Annotated in this window: 19 protein-coding genes and 1 riboswitch; of the genes, 18 read left to right on the forward strand and 1 reads right to left on the reverse strand. The window is 37.7% G+C overall.

Annotation, left to right across the window (positions count from 1 at the left end):
• Positions 1–134 precede the first annotated feature (134 nt).
• The 4 genes from sufU to MF646_RS05435 all read left to right on the forward strand — a co-directional run bounded on the left by sufU (position 135) and on the right by MF646_RS05435 (position 2,611).
• Entirely contained in the window at positions 135–581 is a 447-nt protein-coding gene (gene sufU, locus MF646_RS05420; RefSeq protein ID WP_250095473.1) for a Fe-S cluster assembly sulfur transfer protein SufU, read from the forward strand.
• 23 nt (positions 582–604) lie between these two features.
• A complete protein-coding gene (locus tag MF646_RS05425; RefSeq protein WP_250095474.1) occupies positions 605–1,120 on the forward strand; it encodes a MogA/MoaB family molybdenum cofactor biosynthesis protein in 516 nt (171 codons plus the stop codon).
• A gap of 7 nt (positions 1,121–1,127) precedes the next feature.
• A complete protein-coding gene (locus MF646_RS05430; protein ID WP_250095475.1) occupies positions 1,128–2,105 on the forward strand; it encodes a CobW family GTP-binding protein in 978 nt (325 codons plus the stop codon).
• 113 nt (positions 2,106–2,218) lie between these two features.
• Positions 2,219–2,611: a (2Fe-2S) ferredoxin domain-containing protein gene (locus MF646_RS05435; protein WP_250095476.1), complete on the forward strand. Its 393-nt coding sequence runs from the start codon at positions 2,219–2,221 to the stop codon at positions 2,609–2,611.
• Positions 2,612–2,746: 135 nt separating this feature from the next.
• On the opposite strand, the gene MF646_RS05440 is transcribed toward MF646_RS05435, so the two are convergent.
• Positions 2,747–3,928 carry a GTP-binding protein gene (locus MF646_RS05440; RefSeq protein ID WP_250095477.1) on the reverse strand — a complete coding sequence of 394 codons (1,182 nt, stop codon included), beginning with the start codon at positions 3,926–3,928 and terminating at the stop codon, positions 2,747–2,749.
• A 532-nt stretch (positions 3,929–4,460) separates the two neighbouring features.
• Between MF646_RS05440 and bluB the strand changes: the two genes are divergently transcribed.
• From bluB to MF646_RS05510, 14 genes are all read left to right on the forward strand, one after another.
• The gene (gene bluB / locus MF646_RS05445; protein ID WP_250095478.1) at positions 4,461–5,117 is read left to right on the forward strand and encodes a 5,6-dimethylbenzimidazole synthase; all 657 of its coding nucleotides are present in this window, start codon (positions 4,461–4,463) and stop codon (positions 5,115–5,117) included.
• A gap of 78 nt (positions 5,118–5,195) precedes the next feature.
• Positions 5,196–5,394: riboswitch (cobalamin riboswitch) on the forward strand.
• A gap of 156 nt (positions 5,395–5,550) precedes the next feature.
• Positions 5,551–6,549 carry an ABC transporter substrate-binding protein gene (locus MF646_RS05450; RefSeq protein WP_250095479.1) on the forward strand — a complete coding sequence of 333 codons (999 nt, stop codon included), beginning with the start codon at positions 5,551–5,553 and terminating at the stop codon, positions 6,547–6,549.
• Positions 6,512–7,585 carry a FecCD family ABC transporter permease gene (locus MF646_RS05455; protein WP_250095480.1) on the forward strand — a complete coding sequence of 358 codons (1,074 nt, stop codon included), beginning with the start codon at positions 6,512–6,514 and terminating at the stop codon, positions 7,583–7,585. Before MF646_RS05450 ends, MF646_RS05455 begins: the two co-directional genes overlap by 38 nt.
• Positions 7,578–9,047: an adenosylcobinamide amidohydrolase gene (locus tag MF646_RS05460; protein WP_250095481.1), complete on the forward strand. Its 1,470-nt coding sequence runs from the start codon at positions 7,578–7,580 to the stop codon at positions 9,045–9,047. The genes MF646_RS05455 and MF646_RS05460 overlap by 8 nt, the downstream gene beginning before the upstream one ends.
• Before the next feature lie 44 nt (positions 9,048–9,091).
• On the forward strand, positions 9,092–10,468 hold the full coding sequence (locus MF646_RS05465) for a cobyrinic acid a,c-diamide synthase CobB (RefSeq protein ID WP_250095482.1): 1,377 nt from the start codon (positions 9,092–9,094) through the stop codon (positions 10,466–10,468).
• 12 nt (positions 10,469–10,480) lie between these two features.
• Positions 10,481–11,518 carry a nicotinate-nucleotide--dimethylbenzimidazole phosphoribosyltransferase gene (gene cobT / locus MF646_RS05470; RefSeq protein ID WP_250095483.1) on the forward strand — a complete coding sequence of 346 codons (1,038 nt, stop codon included), beginning with the start codon at positions 10,481–10,483 and terminating at the stop codon, positions 11,516–11,518.
• A gap of 33 nt (positions 11,519–11,551) precedes the next feature.
• Entirely contained in the window at positions 11,552–12,103 is a 552-nt protein-coding gene (gene cobO, locus MF646_RS05475) for a cob(I)yrinic acid a,c-diamide adenosyltransferase (RefSeq protein WP_250095484.1), read from the forward strand.
• Between the two features lie 469 nt (positions 12,104–12,572).
• A complete protein-coding gene (locus tag MF646_RS05480) occupies positions 12,573–14,081 on the forward strand; it encodes a cobyric acid synthase (RefSeq protein ID WP_250095485.1) in 1,509 nt (502 codons plus the stop codon).
• 13 nt (positions 14,082–14,094) lie between these two features.
• On the forward strand, positions 14,095–15,075 hold the full coding sequence (gene cbiB, locus MF646_RS05485) for an adenosylcobinamide-phosphate synthase CbiB (protein ID WP_250095486.1): 981 nt from the start codon (positions 14,095–14,097) through the stop codon (positions 15,073–15,075).
• 18 nt (positions 15,076–15,093) lie between these two features.
• Positions 15,094–16,173 (forward strand): threonine-phosphate decarboxylase CobD, encoded by a 1,080-nt coding sequence (gene cobD / locus MF646_RS05490; protein WP_250095487.1) that lies wholly within the window; start codon positions 15,094–15,096, stop codon positions 16,171–16,173.
• Entirely contained in the window at positions 16,170–16,721 is a 552-nt protein-coding gene (locus MF646_RS05495; RefSeq protein ID WP_250095488.1) for a bifunctional adenosylcobinamide kinase/adenosylcobinamide-phosphate guanylyltransferase, read from the forward strand. The genes cobD and MF646_RS05495 overlap by 4 nt, the downstream gene beginning before the upstream one ends.
• Positions 16,718–17,476 (forward strand): adenosylcobinamide-GDP ribazoletransferase, encoded by a 759-nt coding sequence (locus tag MF646_RS05500; protein ID WP_250095489.1) that lies wholly within the window; start codon positions 16,718–16,720, stop codon positions 17,474–17,476. Before MF646_RS05495 ends, MF646_RS05500 begins: the two co-directional genes overlap by 4 nt.
• On the forward strand, positions 17,428–18,066 hold the full coding sequence (locus MF646_RS05505) for a histidine phosphatase family protein (RefSeq protein ID WP_250095490.1): 639 nt from the start codon (positions 17,428–17,430) through the stop codon (positions 18,064–18,066). The genes MF646_RS05500 and MF646_RS05505 overlap by 49 nt, the downstream gene beginning before the upstream one ends.
• Positions 18,018–18,446, forward strand: coding sequence for a bifunctional adenosylcobinamide kinase/adenosylcobinamide-phosphate guanylyltransferase (locus tag MF646_RS05510; protein WP_250095491.1), 429 nt, complete (start codon positions 18,018–18,020; stop codon positions 18,444–18,446). Before MF646_RS05505 ends, MF646_RS05510 begins: the two co-directional genes overlap by 49 nt.
• Positions 18,447–18,476: the final 30 nt, after the last annotated feature.

Genomic DNA, 18,476 nt, shown 5'->3' on the forward strand with positions numbered 1-18,476 from the left:
GAAATTGAATTTTTGTATGTGAAATGCCAATTAAATATAGTACACAACAACAGTTAGTTTAAGGAGGTTCTTAGAAAGCATTTCTTAGACCTCCTGCTATGTTGATAATTTTATAACACCAAAGGAGGGGACGAATGCTAGATCAATTATATCGTAAGCTCGTTATCGATCATGCAAAGTATAAACGAAATTTCGGCAGACTAGAAGGCGAAGGAGTACGTAAAATTCATTATAAGAACCCAACTTGTGGAGATGTTATTACTCTTTATATACATATTAAAGACGAGTTACTAACAAATGTTTCATTTGAAGGGGAGGGCTGCAGCATTAGTATGGCGTCTTCATCGATGATGACAGAGTTAATTCAAAATAAGGATATTAAAACCGTCTCCTCAATTAGGAGTGAGTTTGAACAGTTAATCCGTCAAGGTGAACAATCTGATGATCAAATTGACTTAGGAGATGCCTTATCATTGCAAGGGGTACATAAGCTAAAGGCACGTCATAATTGTGCTTTGATGGCTTGGCAGGCGCTAGATAGAGTCTTACATGATGTTGATTCTTATAAAGGAACAAAGTAATAAATTAAAAGGAGAATGTAGCAATGAGTGTAATGGAACATAAAAAAGAAGCACCAAAACAAGTTGGGTGTAAGATAATAACTGTAAGCGATACGCGTACGAAAGACACAGATAAAAGCGGAATGTTAATTCAGGAATTTTTACTTAAACAAGGACATGTAATAGAAGATTATGAGATTGTAAGAGATGAAAAACAAGAAATTAATGATGCTATTCAAAAAGGAATTCAAGCCTCTGAGATTGATGCCATTCTTTTAAATGGTGGAACGGGTATAGCTGATCGTGATGTTACAATCGAGACGGTAAAAGAAATGTTAGATAAAGAGATTGTTGGTTTTGGAGAGTTATTTAGAATGCTAAGTTATACAGAAGATATTGGAGCAGCAGCGATGTTGAGCCGGGCAATTGCTGGTGTGTGTAATCATACGGCAGTATTTGCCATGCCAGGATCAAGCGGTGCTGTAAAGCTAGCCATGAATAAATTAATAAGCTCAGAACTAGCACATGTAATTAGAGAAATTAGAAAGGATTTGAAGTAGAAAGATAATGAATAAACAATCAGTAGATATTTTTATTTTAAGTGGCTTTTTAGGTAGTGGAAAAAGCACGTTGTTGAAAGAATTGATTCAATTAGAAAGAAAGAAAGGAAGGCGTATTGGAGTATTAATGAATGAGTTAGGCGAAATTAGCATAGACTCAGCCATCATTCCAAGCGATACCCCTTTAAAAGAAATGCTTAATGGATGTATATGCTGTACGATTCAGGGAGAGTTAAGTTTACAATTGAACTTACTTATAGAAGAACATGAATTAGATGTTATTTACATTGAATCAACGGGGGCCGCCCATCCCATAGAGGTAATTGATGCATGTACACATCCAATTTTAGCTAGTAAAGTAAATGTGAAAGCAGTAATTACTGTTGTGAATGCCAAGCAATGGTATGAAAAGAAGATGAGTATTAAGCTAAAAAAGTTTATGGTTGAACAGGTTAAGTATGCTGATATCGTTCTAATAAATAAAAAGGATCAAGTGGAAGAGAGTGTGCTGAGTCTAATAAAAGAAAGTATCAAGGAAATCAATGATCAAGCTATTATTTCAATTGTTTCGTTTGCAAAATGGAACCCTTCATTCCTAGATGTAAAAGGTCAAACACAAGAAGTATCTAGTACAAAGTTTGTTGACGACAATCATAATTCACATGTTCACAATCATTTACATTTAAGAACTGTTTCATTTCCCGTTAATCAAGCCATTGACCGCATTCAATTTTTGCATTGGTTAGAGAGAATGAAAGGACAACTGTTTAGAGCAAAAGGATTTATTTATTTAAAAGAGACTCCGGGTCTATTTTTATTTAATTATGCTTACGGTGAGCCTGTTTTGGAGCGATATGCATTGGACAAGAAGTATGATCCTGTACTTGTTTTTATTGGAGAAGACATAGACCGTGTTGATCTTGAAAAGGGGTTAAGAAAGTTACAAGCCAAAATAGTATGTTCGAATAAACTCGACTCTTTTTAAAGGAGGGCACGATAAGTGAAACTCCTAGATTAAGATATCATTACGAAATGTAAAACGTAATGATACCTATTATTAATAATAATTATGATAAAAACCAAAAAGGAGCTGAAGAAATGGCTACATGGAATTTGTCTGATACACAACATCACATTCTTATTTGCAATGGAAGTAGCTGCAATAAAGAAGGAGCAGAACAATTAACACAGTCTATTAGAAACGAGATAAGTTCTAAAGGCTTAGATTCTATGATTCATACATCAAGAACGCTTTGTAATGGTCGATGTCAAGATAAATGTGTCCTAATTACTTACCCTGATGGGATTTGGTACAAGGAAATGTCTAGTAACGCTGCTCCGCAATTTATTGAATCATTAATGACAGGGAGTTTATTAGAAGACAAGGTTAGTCATGTATTTAATGGGAGAGCGTTTGAACCAACTAAAGGAACAGTTTTAGGTGTTGAAAAAAGTGGGGAAATAGTTAAGAAAGTTTCGAAAAAATTATAAAAAAGTGTATTATAAAATTGTAAATGGTACAGTTGAAGAAATTTTCGAAACGAAAAATGACTGTATATATTGTACAATTTTAATAAAAATAAAGCTGTTAAGATTAACAGCTTTATTTTCAAGTAAAATGATCTTTTATGCTTCTACATATTGAGGAAGCGGATCGTGCAGTTTAGTCCAATCTGAATCCATCTCAATATCTGTTAATAAACAATGGTCAAGGGAATCGCGAATTTCTTCATGGTTCATATCAACACCAATTAATACTAGTTCGGTCATTCGATCTCCAAATTCCGGGTCCCACTTTTCTTGTAACTCAGGTTCCTCAAGGAGGGCTTGCTCTCTCTCTTCTTCAGGATAGGCGGCAACCCACTCTCCAGCCCCTTGAATGGTAACTAAAGACCCTGATTGCGAAATCAATCCAGCCATAGAATTACGTGAAGCAACCCAAATGAATCCTTTTGCTCGTACCACATCAACCGGCCAATTTTCTAGCCAGTTCATTAAGCGCTCTGGGTGGAATGGTTTTCTGCTTCGGTAAACGAATGAGGAGACACCATATTCCTCTGTTTCTGGCGTATGTTCTTCATTTAATTCCTTAATCCATCCAGCAGATTGACTCACTGTATCAAAATCAAATTTACCTGTATTTAATATAGAAGACAATTCTACCTTAGAGTATGAAGTTGGAATAATATCAGCATCTGCATTTAATTTTCTTATGAACTCTAGTAACTCATTTTTATCTACTTCTTTTAACATCTCAATCTTATTGACAATAATCACATCGGCAAACTCAATTTGATCGACTAGTAGATCTGAAATTTCACGTGTGTCAGATTCATCTGTCCCTTCTTTACGATCAAGTAGCGTTTCGCCTGATGCATAATCATCCCAAAAGCGGTTCGCATCTACAACCGTCACCATTGTATCAAGCTTACACTTTTTCGTTAAGTCGATCCCTAGCTCTTCATCAATATACGTAAATGTTTGTGCAACAGGGACAGGCTCACTAATTCCAGAAGATTCAATAACGATATAATCTATATCGCCCGTGTCAACAATTCGTTCTACCTCTTGCATAAGGTCTTCGCGCAGAGTACAGCAAATACAGCCGTTTTGAAGTTCTACTAGTTTTTCCTCTGTTCTAGAAAATCCATTATTTTTCACAAGCTTAGCATCAATGTTCACTTCGCTCATGTCATTGACAATAACAGCAACTCTTAGCCCTTCGCGATTCGTTAGGATATGGTTTAATAATGTCGTTTTTCCCGAACCTAAATAACCACTTAATACAGTAACTGGAACCTTTTTCATTATATAAATTCTCCTTTTAAACATTAATTGTTAGTTATGGTACAAAAGAGTTATTCCTCGAAATAAATAGTAATAATTACGATTTGTATTTTATCCTTCTTTTGTTACTTTGTAAATAGAAGACTTAATTTTGTCGAATAATTTCTGTGTCAGGTTTATTAAAGAACTTTTCTACCTATGACCCGTAGGCATGGAAGCAACTTCAAACAAAAGCAGGTATCCTCTATATATTGAATAGAGGGCACTGAAAAAGTCCTTTTTAGCGGATTCGAGGAAGTAGCAATGGCTCCACACGTTGCGCGCCTGCTATGAGAAACCCACTCATAGCAGGCTTTAAGACAAAGCAACGGTTCCGCTCATTGCTTAAAGTCCACTGAAAAAGGTCAAAACCGTACCTTTTTCAGTGGACTCTATTGAATATGGATAGGGGTGCATTTTTATTGTTTAAACGGAGGACTTAACTAGATTCATATTAAAATTGGCTCTATAATTAAGAATGGCTGTAACGAAATAGACGATCTGGAGGAACCAAATGTTTACTGAAGAAGAAAAGAAAGCATTGTATAAAGTCATTTATAAAAGACGAGATATTCGAACATTTCAACCAACGCCAATTCCTGAAGAATCAATTTATAACCTACTTAATGCGGCGCACCATGCTCCGTCAGTAGGATTCATGCAACCATGGAATTTTATTATGATTACGTCTCAAGCAGTGAAAGAGCGTCTTGCCTGGGCAGCAGATAAAGAGAGACGAGCTCTTGCAATTCATTATGAAGAACAAGAAGCGAAACAATCTCATTTCTTAAATTTGAAAATTGAAGGGATTAAAGAATCTCCCTTAACAATTTGTGTAACGTGTGACCCGACTAGAGGAGGGTCTCATGTCTTAGGACGCAATTCTATTCCTGAAACAGATCAACTGTCTACTGCTTGTGCCATTCAAAATATGTGGTTAGCTGCATGTGTTGAAGGATTGGCACTAGGTTGGGTTAGTTTTTATAAAAAACAAGATGTTCGCGATATACTAGAGATCCCGCCACACATTGATCCTGTCGCGCTTTTAACAATTGGTTATACCGATGAATATCCAGATAAACCAATCCTTGAAACGTCAAAATGGGAAGATAGAAAAAAGTTGAATCCTCTCATTTATAAAAATAAATGGGGAGAGAATGAAAGTCTTTGAAGCAATTACGACAAAATAAATAAGTAATTTACAAGACATGAGAACTTTATTATAATAACTTCTAGAACAAAAAATGAATATTAGATAAATAGGTTTCTTGAATGTTCAGGTTTTCTGACATTCAAGACTAAGAGGGAAGTTGGTGTAAATCCAACACGGTCCCGCCACTGTAAGCGATGAGGATGGTTAACTAAAATCCACTGTGTGTCAATCACATGGGAAGGATAACCTACGATGATTCGTAAGTCAGGAGACCTGCCTATTTGTAATATTAAGCTTCCTCGAGGAAAGGAATGTTTAAAAGCACAGGTATTTTACTTACTTGAGTAGTATTATGTTTTTGTAAGACTACTACATACGTGCCTTTTACATTCACGCTTTTTCCATTGGGAATAGCGTTTTTTTGTGCTCAAAATTAAAGGGGGAAAGAGAAATGAATAGTGAATTTTTGAAAAAGTGGGGTCTTGTAGGTCTTGTACTATTGTTTACGATGGCTATTATTACAGGCTGTGGAACAACAGAGCAAAATACTCAAGGTGATGTGAATGCAGATCAAGAAGAGCAAGTGGCTGAAGGAGAGAGTGAAGAGCTCTTTCCTGTAACGTTTGTTGATGATGCCGACCGAGAAGTAACAATTGAATCAGAACCTGAAACGATTGTTTCGATTCAAGCTAGTAATACAGAGGTTTCTTTTGCATTAGGATTAGGAGATAAAGTTATTGGAGTATCTGATTATTGTAATTACCCAGCGGAAGCTCTAGACATTGATAAAGTTGGCGCACAAGATATGAATGCAGAACTTATTCTAACTCTATTGCCAGATATTGCTCTCGTAACGGATTATCATTACAACACGCATCCAGAAATTCTTGAGCAATTTGAAGAAGCTGGTATTAATGTCGTAGTCGTTGGAAGTGCTTCATCTTTTGAAGATGTATATAACAAGATTGATATGATCGCTACAGCAACTGGAAGTCAGACTGCAGCAGAAGAAATCATTTCTGATATGAAAGAGCGTCATGAAGCCATTAAAGAACAAGCAGAAGAATCTATCACAGATAAGAAAAAAGTTTGGGTTGAAGTTTCACCAGCTCCTGATATTTTTACAACAGGACAAAATACATTTATGCACGAGATGCTTGAGTCCATCCAAGCAGTGAATGCAGCGGAGGATCATGAAGGCTGGGTTAGTTTAACAGAAGAAGAAATTGTTCAGTTAAATCCAGATGTCATTATTACTACGTACGGTTATTATGTAGATAATCCTAGCGGTGACGTTCTTGCACGTGATGGATGGGCTGAGGTACCTGCTGTTCAAAATGAACAAGTATTTGATGTTGATAATGATACAGTAACCAGACCTGGTCCTCGTTTAATCGAAGGAGTGGAGACACTTGCAGAACTCATTTACCCAGAAGTATTTAAGAAATAAAGTTGTTTGGTTATATATAGTAAGCGGAGGGTTTGTACTTGGTACAACCCTCCTTGGCTTATTAGTAAGCAGTGTGACTATTCCTATCCCTACAATTTTACATATTGTGTTAGATAATAGTTTGAATCTAGGATGGCTTGCGGACGTTCCAAGAAATGAGGAAATGATTATTTGGAATATTCGATTGCCAAGGGTTCTCCTTGCGTTTTGCGTAGGTGCCTCACTTGGTTTAGCTGGTGCAGCTTTTCAAGGGCTTTTGCGTAATCCACTTGCTGATCCATATACAATTGGTGTCTCATCAGGAGCAGCCTTAGGAGCCGTATCGGTTTTGTTCTTTCAAGTGACAATTGTAGGTTTAGGAAGTTTTACGTTGCCGGTTGTTGCAATAGTCAGTGGATTTGTTACATTGCTTGTTGTATTTGGTCTCGTTCGGTTAAGTAGCCGAAGTTTGGCAATTGAAACAATCATCCTGGCGGGAATTATTATTAGTGCTTTTATTGGGGCTGTTACCTCTTTAATCATTTCCTTAGGCGACAGAGATGCTATGACACAAATCATTTATTGGTTATATGGAAGTGTTGGGATGAGAGGATGGAGCCATGTACAACTGATTATTCCTTTTATGTTAATTGGGTCATTTATTCTGCTTATTCATTATAGGGAGCTAAATGCATTAGCTTTAGGAGAAAACGCCGCAGATCACATAGGAGTCGATGTAAAAAAAGGAAAGACCTATATCTTAATTGGAGCTTCATTATTAACGGGAGCAGCTGTTGCCGTTTCCGGATCTATAGGATTTGTTGGTCTTGTCATCCCTCATTTAGTTCGTCTTTTAACAGGTCCTAATCACAGGCATGTACTTCCGTTATCCATTCTAGCGGGAGGATCATTTCTAATACTCGCAGACTTAGTTGCTAGAACGATAATAGCTCCAAAAGAACTCCCAATTGGGGTAATTACAGCTCTAATAGGGGCACCAGTATTTGCAATATTATTAATCAGAGAAAGAATAGGGAGGGGGGATAGGAGTGATTAAGATTGAAGATTTAGTAGGAGGCTACGCAAATACCACTATTATTAATGGGGTACATTTAGAGATTGAACAGGGAGAGTTCTTCGCATTGCTCGGACCAAATGGTAGTGGGAAAACAACCTTGTTTAAATTAATAACTGGACAACTGCCAATAAAAAAAGGAGAAATTCTTTTATCCGGAAAACCTATTTCTTCCTTCTCTAAGCTTGAAAAAGCAAAAAAAGTAGCCGTTCTATCACAAGAAGTTCATGTCTCTTTTGATTTCACAGTTGAAGAGATTATCAGTCTTGGCCGTTACCCGCACCAGAAGGGGGTATTAAAGCAATTATCAAAAAAGGATTGGCAAGTCATTAAGGAAGTAATGGAAATAACGAAAGTCAGCCATTATCGAAAAACGCAATTTCGAATGATAAGTGGTGGTGAAAAACAAAGGGTCTTGTTAGCAAAAGCGTTAGCACAAGAACCAGAACTGCTGCTTTTAGATGAGCCTACAAATCATCTTGATATTAAACATACGTTTCAAATGCTCGATCTCTTAAAAGAGCGTCAACAATCAATGGGATTAACAATCTTTGCTATATTACATGATTTAAATGTAGCTTCACTTTACGCGGACAGAATGGCTTTGCTTCATAATGGAGCTTTTCTTGATGTCGGGGGTGTCAATACATTACGAAAAGAAGGTCAATTAAAGAAAGTTTATGAGGTGGAGGTGAACACGCAGTCTCACCCAACTGTACCCAAACCCCAGCTATTAATGACACCCAACCACTCATTACACGAAGAACCTTTCTATTTTAAAGATTTATATAAAATTGAGCAAAATGATCAGTACATTCATGTTCAATTTGATAAGCCGCTACGGACGATATCAAACGGTGTGATAGGTGAAGGCATACAATGGGTAAACCACTTTTGTAATTTCCATGTTAAGAAAAATTATAATTGCTCTCATCCTAAACAGGATATACGGATGTGGATGGAAATTCACGATATTCCTTACGAACAAGCTGTTGGGATGATGACGGCTGTAAAGCTAAAGGATATGGTTGTGATAGAAAAAGTAATAGAAGGAATTGCTATGCTAGTTATCGTTACAGCTGGAGTAGGAAATGCCGTTGATATTACGACAGAAGCAAAGAAAAGGCGAAAGACACAAGTCGGAACAATTAATACAATGGTTTTTGTCGATGCAAATTTCTCAGACGGTGCCCTTGTAAATGGATATATGTCTGCAACAGAAGCTAAAGTAAAGGCCTTGCAGGAACTTCAAATAAAAGACCCTGATTCTAATACTATTGCTACAGGAACATCAACCGATGCACTACTCTTAGCACTAACACAGAATGGAAAACAGACACCATATGCTGGGTCTGGTACGGATGTTGGAAAAGGTATTGGGCAAATGGTATACGATGCAACGCTTAAAGCGATAAGAAAGTATTTAGAAAGAGTCAAAAATTAATGTCGATTTTGCACATTGAAGAATTTTAGAAGGGGGAATTGACTTTGTCATCAAACCGAAGAATTGTGATTGCGGGGACCGGAAGTGGGGTTGGTAAAACAACACTGACAATTGGTTTAATGTCAGCTTTAAAAAAGCAAGGATTAACGGTTCAGGGATTTAAGTGTGGCCCAGATTACATAGATCCTTCCTATCACACAGCTGTGACAAACCGCCCGTCCCGTAACTTAGATAGTTGGATGCTTTCGCAAGATAGTGTGTTGGACATTTTTGCCCATGGCAGTCAAGGGGCTGACATTTCCATTATAGAAGGCGTTATGGGTTTTTTTGATGGGAAGAATCCAAAAACAAACGAAGGTAGTACGGCTGAGATTAGTATGATAACGGAAAGCCCAGTCTTGCTAGTAGTAAATTGTGCAAGTATGGCCAGAAGTGCAGCGGCTATTGTAAAAGGGTTTCAATTATTAGCAGAAGGGCCTAATATTGTCGGGGTTATCGCCAATAAAGTGGGGAGCGAAGGTCACTTTCAGTTAGTAAAGGCTGCAATAGAGCAAGAATGTCAGGTTCTAGTTATCGGCTACTTAAAACGAGAGCTTGATATTGAAATCCCAGAGCGTCACCTAGGACTTATTCCTTCTATTGAAAGAGGAGAACTTGATCCTTTTTTTGATAAATTAGGAGAGTTGATTCTTGAAACCATTGATATCGACAAACTTCTTGAGTTATCTAAAGCGGAGCCACTAACACGAAAGGAAAGTTCTTCTCTTTTCGAACGAAAGCGGAAGCCACTCGTTACGATTGCGGTAGCAAAAGATGCAGCGTTTAATTTCTATTACCCTGAGAATCTAGAAATCTTGGAAGCTCATGGAGCAGAAATTGTTTATTTTTCTCCGTTAGCCGACGAACCGCTGCCAGAAAAAGTAGATGGATTATATATTGGCGGAGGGTTTCCTGAAGAATTTGCTCGTGACCTAGCTAAAAATACTAAATCAAAAAGTTCAATAAAAGTTGCCATTGAAAATGGCTTGCCTACACTCGCTGAATGCGGGGGGTTCATGTATTTAACAGAAGCGATTGAAACGACTGAAAAGACGAAGCATGAAATGGTAGGAGTCATCCCAGGATATGTCCAGATGCAATCCAAATTAGCTGCACTCGGCTACAGGGAGATCACTGGGCAAAACAATAATTACCTACTCGGAAAGCAGATAGCCAAAGGACATGAATTCCATTATTCGTCCTTTCAAAGTGCAATAGAAGATATCCCATATGCTTATGAAACAAAAGGCATGCGTGGGGCGAAAAAGGAAGGTTATGTAACACACAATCTAGTGGCGGGTTACACTCATTTTCATTTCGCATCGTGTCTAGACATGGTTGAGAAGTGGATTGAAAAATGTTTAGAAAATACAGCTAATTAGGAGAAAAAGAGTATGAAAAAATATCGGATTCCAGAGCTAAACAAAGATATCGGAAAACGGGTATATGAATATATCAACACTTTAACGAAACCGGTTGGAAGTCTTGGTAGATTGGAAGAATTAGTAATACAACTTGCAGAAATGAAGAATGAGAACTTTCCAAGTGTGACTAAGCCAGGGGTTCTCGTTTTTGCTGCAGATCATGGGATTACAGCTGAAGGTGTGTCTGCATACCCGCAGGCTGTTACAGAACAGATGGTTCGAAACTTTTTAAGTGGTGGTGCCGCTATTAATGTCTTTAGTAGACAAATAGACGCAATGCTTGAAATTATCGACATAGGGGTTACTACAGACATTGAACATACCAGTCTTGTAAATAAAAAAATTCGTTACGGAACAGCTAATTTTTCTCAGGAAGATGCCATGAGTCGAGAAGAAGCAGAAGCGGCAATCGAAGTAGGCTATTCTCAAGCGTTAGAGATGGTCAAAAGAGGAGTACAGTGTCTCATTCTTGGTGAGATGGGGATAGGAAACACAACAGCTAGTAGTGCGGTGTTAGCTGTACTAAGTAACAAAGATGTGAATTCATTAGTTGGTCATGGGACAGGTATCTCATCGGAACAATACTTACATAAAGTTCAAGTTATTAAACAAGCATTACGACAGCGCGATCCAAATCCAGATGATCCTATAGATGTTTTGGCCAAAGTAGGAGGGCTTGAAATAGCTGGAATGACAGGGGCCATGCTTGCTGCAGCTGAGAATCGAATACCGGTTCTTGTAGATGGGTTTATTTGTACAACTGCCGCATTAATTGCTCAAGCGATCTCAAAGCAAGTGGTTGATTATATGATCGTTACCCATCAATCAGTAGAGCCAGGGCATGAGGCAGCCATTACATTATTAGGAAAGAAACCAATTTTAAATTTAGGACTGAGATTAGGAGAAGGCACTGGGGCAGCCATTGCCTTTCCCATTGTTCAATCAGCCACATTAATGCTAAAAGAAATGGCTACTTTTAGTTCAGCTGGTATTTCAGAAAAAGAATAATCTTTCTAACTTTTATAATAATAGGAGGTTAACATGAGTAAAGAATCACAAAAACGACAAGGCTTAACTCTTGTATATACTGGGAACGGGAAAGGAAAAACAACTTCAGCTTTAGGGTTAGCATTAAGAGGAATTGGTAGAGGGTTTAAGGTGAAAATCTTACAATTTATTAAATCACCAGAGAGGACGTATGGGGAACAAATTGCTCTTGAAAAGTTGGGTGTTGAGATGGTTCAACTGGGGATAGGATTTACATGGACAAAAACCCCAGAAGAACATAGAGAAGCCTTAAGAAAAGCATGGCCCAAAGCAAAAGAAGCCGTTATGAGTGGGGAGTATGACTTAGTTATTTTAGATGAATTAAACAATGCTTTAGCCATTGACAAATTTCCGATCGATGATGTCTTACCATATAGTGAAGTGATTGACTTGATCGAAAACAAACCTTCACACGTTCACCTTGTTATAACAGGAAGAAGTGCCAAGCAAGAAATTAAAGAGCTGGCGGACCTCGTCTCCGTTATTGAACCCGAAAAACACTACTACAACGAAGGCATCCCAGCCGTGAAAGGAATAGAATTTTAGAGTTTATACAAAAAGGGCGACCTTCCCTTTTTGTATAAACTCGAAGCGATGAGCGAAGCCGCCGTAATGTTTTAAGCCTTTTAGGAGCGATCTTCTCCTAAAAGGCGCACGGCGAGTGTAGCCATCGCAAGCATGTTCGCACGAATATGTAAAAAACATGTACCTTGCTTGTTGAGAAACCGAGCAAGAAGAGCGAAGCCGCCGTAAGGTTTTAAGCCATTTAGGAGCGATCTTCTCCTAAAAGGCGCACGGCGAGTGTAGCCATCGCAAACATGTTCGCACTGTTAAGTAAAAACAGATATCTTAACTTTATGCAAAACTCAAGCAAGAAGAGCGAAGCCGCCGTAAGGTTTTAAGCCATTTAGGAGCGATCTTCTCCTAAAAGGCGCACGGCGAGTGAAGCCATCGCAAACATAAGGCAAAGAGGGACCTTACCTCTAAATAAGGAACAAGTCAGGAGTGAAATCTCATGAATAAAAAAGCTATCCCTTTAATGATTCAAGGTACACATTCAGATGCTGGAAAAAGCGCTCTCGTTACCGCTTTATGCCGGATATTTGCTCAAGATGGATTTAAAACAGCCCCCTTTAAATCACAAAACATGGCTTTAAATTCTTATATTACTGTGTGCGGAAAAGAGATTGGTCGTGCACAAGGGGTGCAAGCTGAAGCAGCAGGTGTTGAAGCGACAACGGACATGAATCCAATCTTGATTAAGCCAAGTGGAGAATCTCAATCTCAAATAGTAGTTCATGGAAAGCCTTATAAAAATATGCAAGCTGGGGCATATCGGCAAGACTTTTTTCAAAAAGGATTAAACTTAATCCGGGATTCTTACGAACGCTTGTCTAATCAGTATGAACGGATTGTCATTGAAGGGGCAGGCAGCCCTGCTGAGGTTAATTTAAATGACCGCGAACTTGTGAATATGCGTGTTGCGCAAATTGCTAATGCACCAGTGATTTTAGTTGGCGATATTGAAAAGGGAGGAGTTTTCGCCAGTTTAGTCGGAACATTGCAACTTCTTTCAAAAGAAGATCGTAAAAGAGTTATCGGTGTGATTATAAATAAATTTAGAGGAGACGTATCTTTATTGGAGCCAGGGCTTACTTGGTTTGAGGAATATACGGGTCTTCCTGTTTTGGGTGTTGTTCCATACATAGATGACTTAATGATTGAGGCGGAAGATTCAGTTGTATTAAGCACTTACTCTACTAAAGTGGATCCATCTAAAGAACTTGATATTGCGGTCATACGATATCCAATGATTTCAAACTTTACCGATGTCGATCCTTTTTTTGAGGAAGCCGACTGCCATGTTCGTTTTGTTAGAAAAGCAAGCGAACTAGGGGAACCTGATTTGCTTATTTTACCTGGGAGCAAAAATACAATTGAAGATATGATGTTTTTACACAAGTCGGGATTAGCCAACAGGATACTAGATTTGACACAAAAAGCTACAATGGTAATCGGGGTTTGTGGTGGTTATCAAATGCTTGGACAATGTATTTTGGATGAGCATGGAATGGAGTCTTCACACAATCAAGTTGAAGGCTTAGGACTCCTATCTATGAAAACTTCCATGACACTAAAAAAAACAACGGTTCAGTCTAATGGAGTGGTTAATTTTGGAGAGTGGGAAATTCCTGTTTCTGGGTATGAGATTCATATGGGTGAATCTCGATATGATAAGGAATGGAAACCATTTATTCAATTAGCAAATAGAAAAGAAGGAACAATTACTCAGGATAAAAAAATAATCGGAACATACTTTCATGGCATTTTTCATAATGATTTATTCCGGGAAGTGTTGCTTAACGAGATCAGGCATACAAAAGGATTAGAACCTATTTATCACAGAGCTTCTTTTTCTAAGAGAAAGGAAGAAGGATTTGATTTATTAGCCAAGGTTGTAAGGGAAAATATACAGATAAACCGGATTCATAAAATAATGACTGATTTTCAAGAAATAAATTAAAAAGGAAATTAACATGTTAGGTACTTTAAATACGTTTAATGATCCCATATTTATGTTAGTTATCATCTTAATTTCGGCTATTTTACTAGATTTGTTAATGGGAGATCCACGGTGGCTTCCACACCCTGTAGTTCAAATTGGTAAGTTAATCTCATTTCTAGAAGCTAGCTGGAATAAAGGGGAAAATCGAGTACGGAAAGGGTATGTACTAACAGTAACAGTAATAATAGTTGTTTTTTCTGTTACGTACTCTATCGTCTTCCTCTCTTATAAATTACACCCAGTTGCTGGCGTACTTGTAGAAATATATATTATTTCAACAACGATCGCTATAAAGGGACTTCGATCAGCAGCTTTACATGTTTTTACTCCTCTTGTATCCGGAAACTTAGATGAAGCGAGAAGAAATGTTGGCATGATCGTAGGACGTGATACGCAAACTCTGTCTGAGAGTGAAGTGGTTAGAGGTACTGTTGAGACTGTAGCCGAAAATACAGTAGATGGAATTACAGCTCCATTGTTTTGGGCTATGATAGGTGGTGCTCCACTAGCAATGGTATATAGAGCCATTAATACATTAGATTCGATGGTTGGATACAAAAATGAAAAGTTTATGCAATTTGGTCGGGCATCAGCCAAGCTTGACGATATCGTCAATTTGCTTCCTGCAAGGATCACGGCACTTTGTATGTGGCTTTCTTCTTTTTTTATCAAAGGATCGAAAAAGAAACTAGGTTGGAAAATTACTTGGAGAGATGCAAGGAAACACCCTAGTCCAAACAGTGGCTGGTCAGAGGCAATGGTAGCTGGTTTATTAGGAATTCAATTAGGTGGAATCAATTATTATAGTGGTATCAAATCGGTAAGAGCTACGATGGGAGATCCGTTAAGAAAATTAGTACGGTCTGATATCGAAAAATCAATTATATATATGCATGGGGGCTGGAGTATTTTCTTCTTGATCGGAATGTGTGTGCTCTATTTGATTAGATAGTATAAATGAGGTGAAAGCATGGAATGGCCCAATCATGGTGGACAGCCAGAAACAATGAGACAACTCTTTAAAATGGAGAAAGATAGAGAAATACTGGATTTCAGTGCAAATATAAATCCTTTAGGACCACCATCTTGGTTAAAAGAAACATTAAGAAATCATTATGACACCATTACTTATTATCCAGATCCGACGTATTTAAGTAGTAGTGTCTCTGTGGCTAATTATGAAGGGATTGATGCAGGGCAGGTTCTAGTAACGAACGGTGGAGCTGAAGCAATTTTTTTAGTGGCGAAATACTTTGAAAAAGGAAAAGCGTTAATAGTTCATCCAACCTTTATGGAGTATGAACGAGCGTGTCAACATTATCATATAGATGTGGAAGATGTCTTTTATGAACCGAAAAATGGTTTTCAATTGCCGTTAACATCCATTCGAGAAAAGCTGACCAAAACAGATGTCATCTTTTTATGTCGCCCTAACAATCCAACAGGAACTATTGTGAAAGAGGAAGATTTACGTTTGTTGTTAGAGGAAGGGGAAAAAACAGGGACGACCATTGTCGTGGACGAGGCATTTGTTGATTTTCTACCGTCGTCTATTCCTTCTCTTGTTAAATGGTTACGAACGTACTCTAATTTAATTTTATTACGTTCCTTAACAAAAATGTATACAATCCCTGGACTTAGAATTGGATATATGATGGCAAATGAACCAATCATAAACGCCCTAAAGGACGAACAAATTCCTTGGAGCGTAAATTCGTTGGCGGCTGCTCTTGTTCCAAAACTACTAGAAGATACTTCGTTTGTTGAGAAGACAAAAGGATGGCTAAAGGAACAATCTCAATATGTGTTTAGGAGTTTAACGGATTTGGATTTTCATATTTATCCATCAAGTGTTAACTTTTATATCTTGCAGGATAAGAAGAAAAATACCAATGAACTATTTCAATTTTTATTACGACATGGAATATTAACGAGGCACACTCATAATTTTAAAGGACTTAATGGAGAGTTTATACGAATTGCGATTAGGTCAAAGGAAGAAAATGAACAGCTAATCTCTGTTCTTAAGAAGTGGAGAAATGAATCGTGATCACTTTTATTTCTGGTGGTGCTCGTTCTGGTAAAAGTCAATCTGCTGAGCATTTAGCTGTTTCAACTTTTAAAAAGGCACAAAAAGAAAACAAAAAAGGACGCTTATATTACATAGCAACATCGAAGAGAAGCGATGCTGAAATGCAAGAGCGCATCCGAATGCATCAAGAAGAAAGAGTAAAACAATGGGAAACGATAGAAGAACCCTACGATTTCTCATCGTTCCTATTAAAGTGTAACAAAGAAGATGTAATTCTTATTGACTGTTTAACAATATGGTTAAGCAATGTCATGTTTGATTTGGATTATAGTTTGAGCCAAATAGAAGAGGCTGTTAACAGTTGGTTAACGATGGCAAAAGAAAGACAATTGCATCTCATATTTGTCTCTAATGATGTAAATGAAGGGTACCCACATTCTTCTGAAGGAGTTCAAACATATATTTATACTTTACAATGGATACATAAGAACATTGTGGAACAAGCAGAACATGCTATTCAAGTCATTGCAGGTCTCCCTATGTATTGGAAGGGAGATGAAAGATGAAACAAATGATGTTTGGTTTTATGTTGGCCATTCAGTTTCTTACACGGTTACCGGTGCCTTTTCAGTGCCCATGGAACAAACAAACAAGTAAATGGGCAATTCGGTGTTATCCTCTTGTTGGTATTGTATTGGCCCAGGTGATGCTGGTCGTGATATGGGCATTTGAATCATATCTTCCTATAAGTATGATGACTTTACTTGTTCTTACTGTATGGGTCTGGCTCACAGGGGGATTGCACTTAGATGGTTGGATGGATGTCGCTGATGCAGTAGGTTCAAATGCTCCACTTGAAAAGAAGTGGGAGATTATGAAAGACCCTCATGTAGGAAGCTTTGGTATTATTGCGTTTGTATTCTTAATGGCATGGAAAGTGATGATGATTTACGCTTTGCTCGGGTCGAAGGAGGGTATTTATGCTTTCCTTTTTATTTTAGCTTTTTCTCGTTTAGGTGCTGTAATATTAATGATTTTTCTTCCAACGGCAAAACAACAGGGATTAGCTTGGGAGTGGAAGAAAAGCTTAAATTGGGTTGATAGTTTGTACGCTTGTGTTCCTGTTGCACTCATCTTGTTTTTCTTCCAAGACTTTCTCTTTTTCATTCCAGCTTATCTATTATTTATCGTTCTGTTTGGAATGTGGATTATACATCGATTCAAAGGGACAAATGGAGACCTACTTGGCACAGCTATTGAAGGAGGCGAACTATGGGGACTAGTCATCGCATGGACTTATATTTCGTTCGTCATGGGATAACAGATTGGAATAAGGAGAAAAGGTACTTAGGCCATACGGACCGAGGAATACTTATAAATGAACTAGACCAGTTAACAAAGTTAAAAGATGAGTTACAGAAAATAAGTTTTGATCAAATATTTACTAGTGATTTATGTCGTTGCCAAGAAACATTGACGTATTTAAACCTCTCGTTGCCAGCTTATGTTGATACAAGATTAAGAGAAATGAACTTTGGTGATTGGGAAGGGAAAACCTATGAAGAGTTAAAACATATTGCTAGCTACCAAAACTGGCTCGATAATTGGGAACATTATAGTACACCAAATGGAGAGTCAGGTGAAAGTTTTAAAGCTAGAATCAACTCTTTCTTTGATGAATTATTTCAACAACTACTAGAAAATACGGCTAATTACAATAAACAAATTCTAATCATGACTCATGGAGGGGTCATTCGCTATTTTGTGTCCAAAATGGTATCGTCTCATACTTTTTGGGAAGTTACAGTTAAACATGGGCAAGGGATTAGATTGTCGTTAGATTGGGTGAAAGGAGAATGGGTATGCAACTCATTATCGGAGGTGCCTTTTCAGGGAAAAGAAAAATCGTAAGAGAAATGAAGACAAAATGTAGCTGGTTATCTGCATACGATGGTGATTCAGTATCGAAATGGGACGTAAGATGGGAAAAAGATTCAACGTTAGTAATGGAAGGGTGGGAAAACTGGTTAGCTGAAAAGTTAATTAGCAAAAAAAATAGTAATGATATTCGAAGGAACATGCAATCTTTTTTTCAGTCATTAAAAGAAGAAGAACAGAAAAGAGATAATGACATCGTTCTTATTATGTTAGAAATTGGCAGAGGGATTGTTCCTTTGCAAAAAGATGAGCGAATGGTAAGAGATCTTACTGGATGGGTTGCGCAAGATGCTGCTGAGGTTGCAGATGAGGTCTATTATGTATGGAACGGATTATCAAAAAAAATTAAATAACACGCTTAGGGGTGATCCTAAAAGGTCAAA

It is taken from the genome of Halalkalibacter alkaliphilus (genome assembly GCF_023555415.1).
Taxonomy (GTDB): Bacteria; Bacillota; Bacilli; order Bacillales; family Bacillaceae_D; genus Halalkalibacter; species Halalkalibacter alkaliphilus.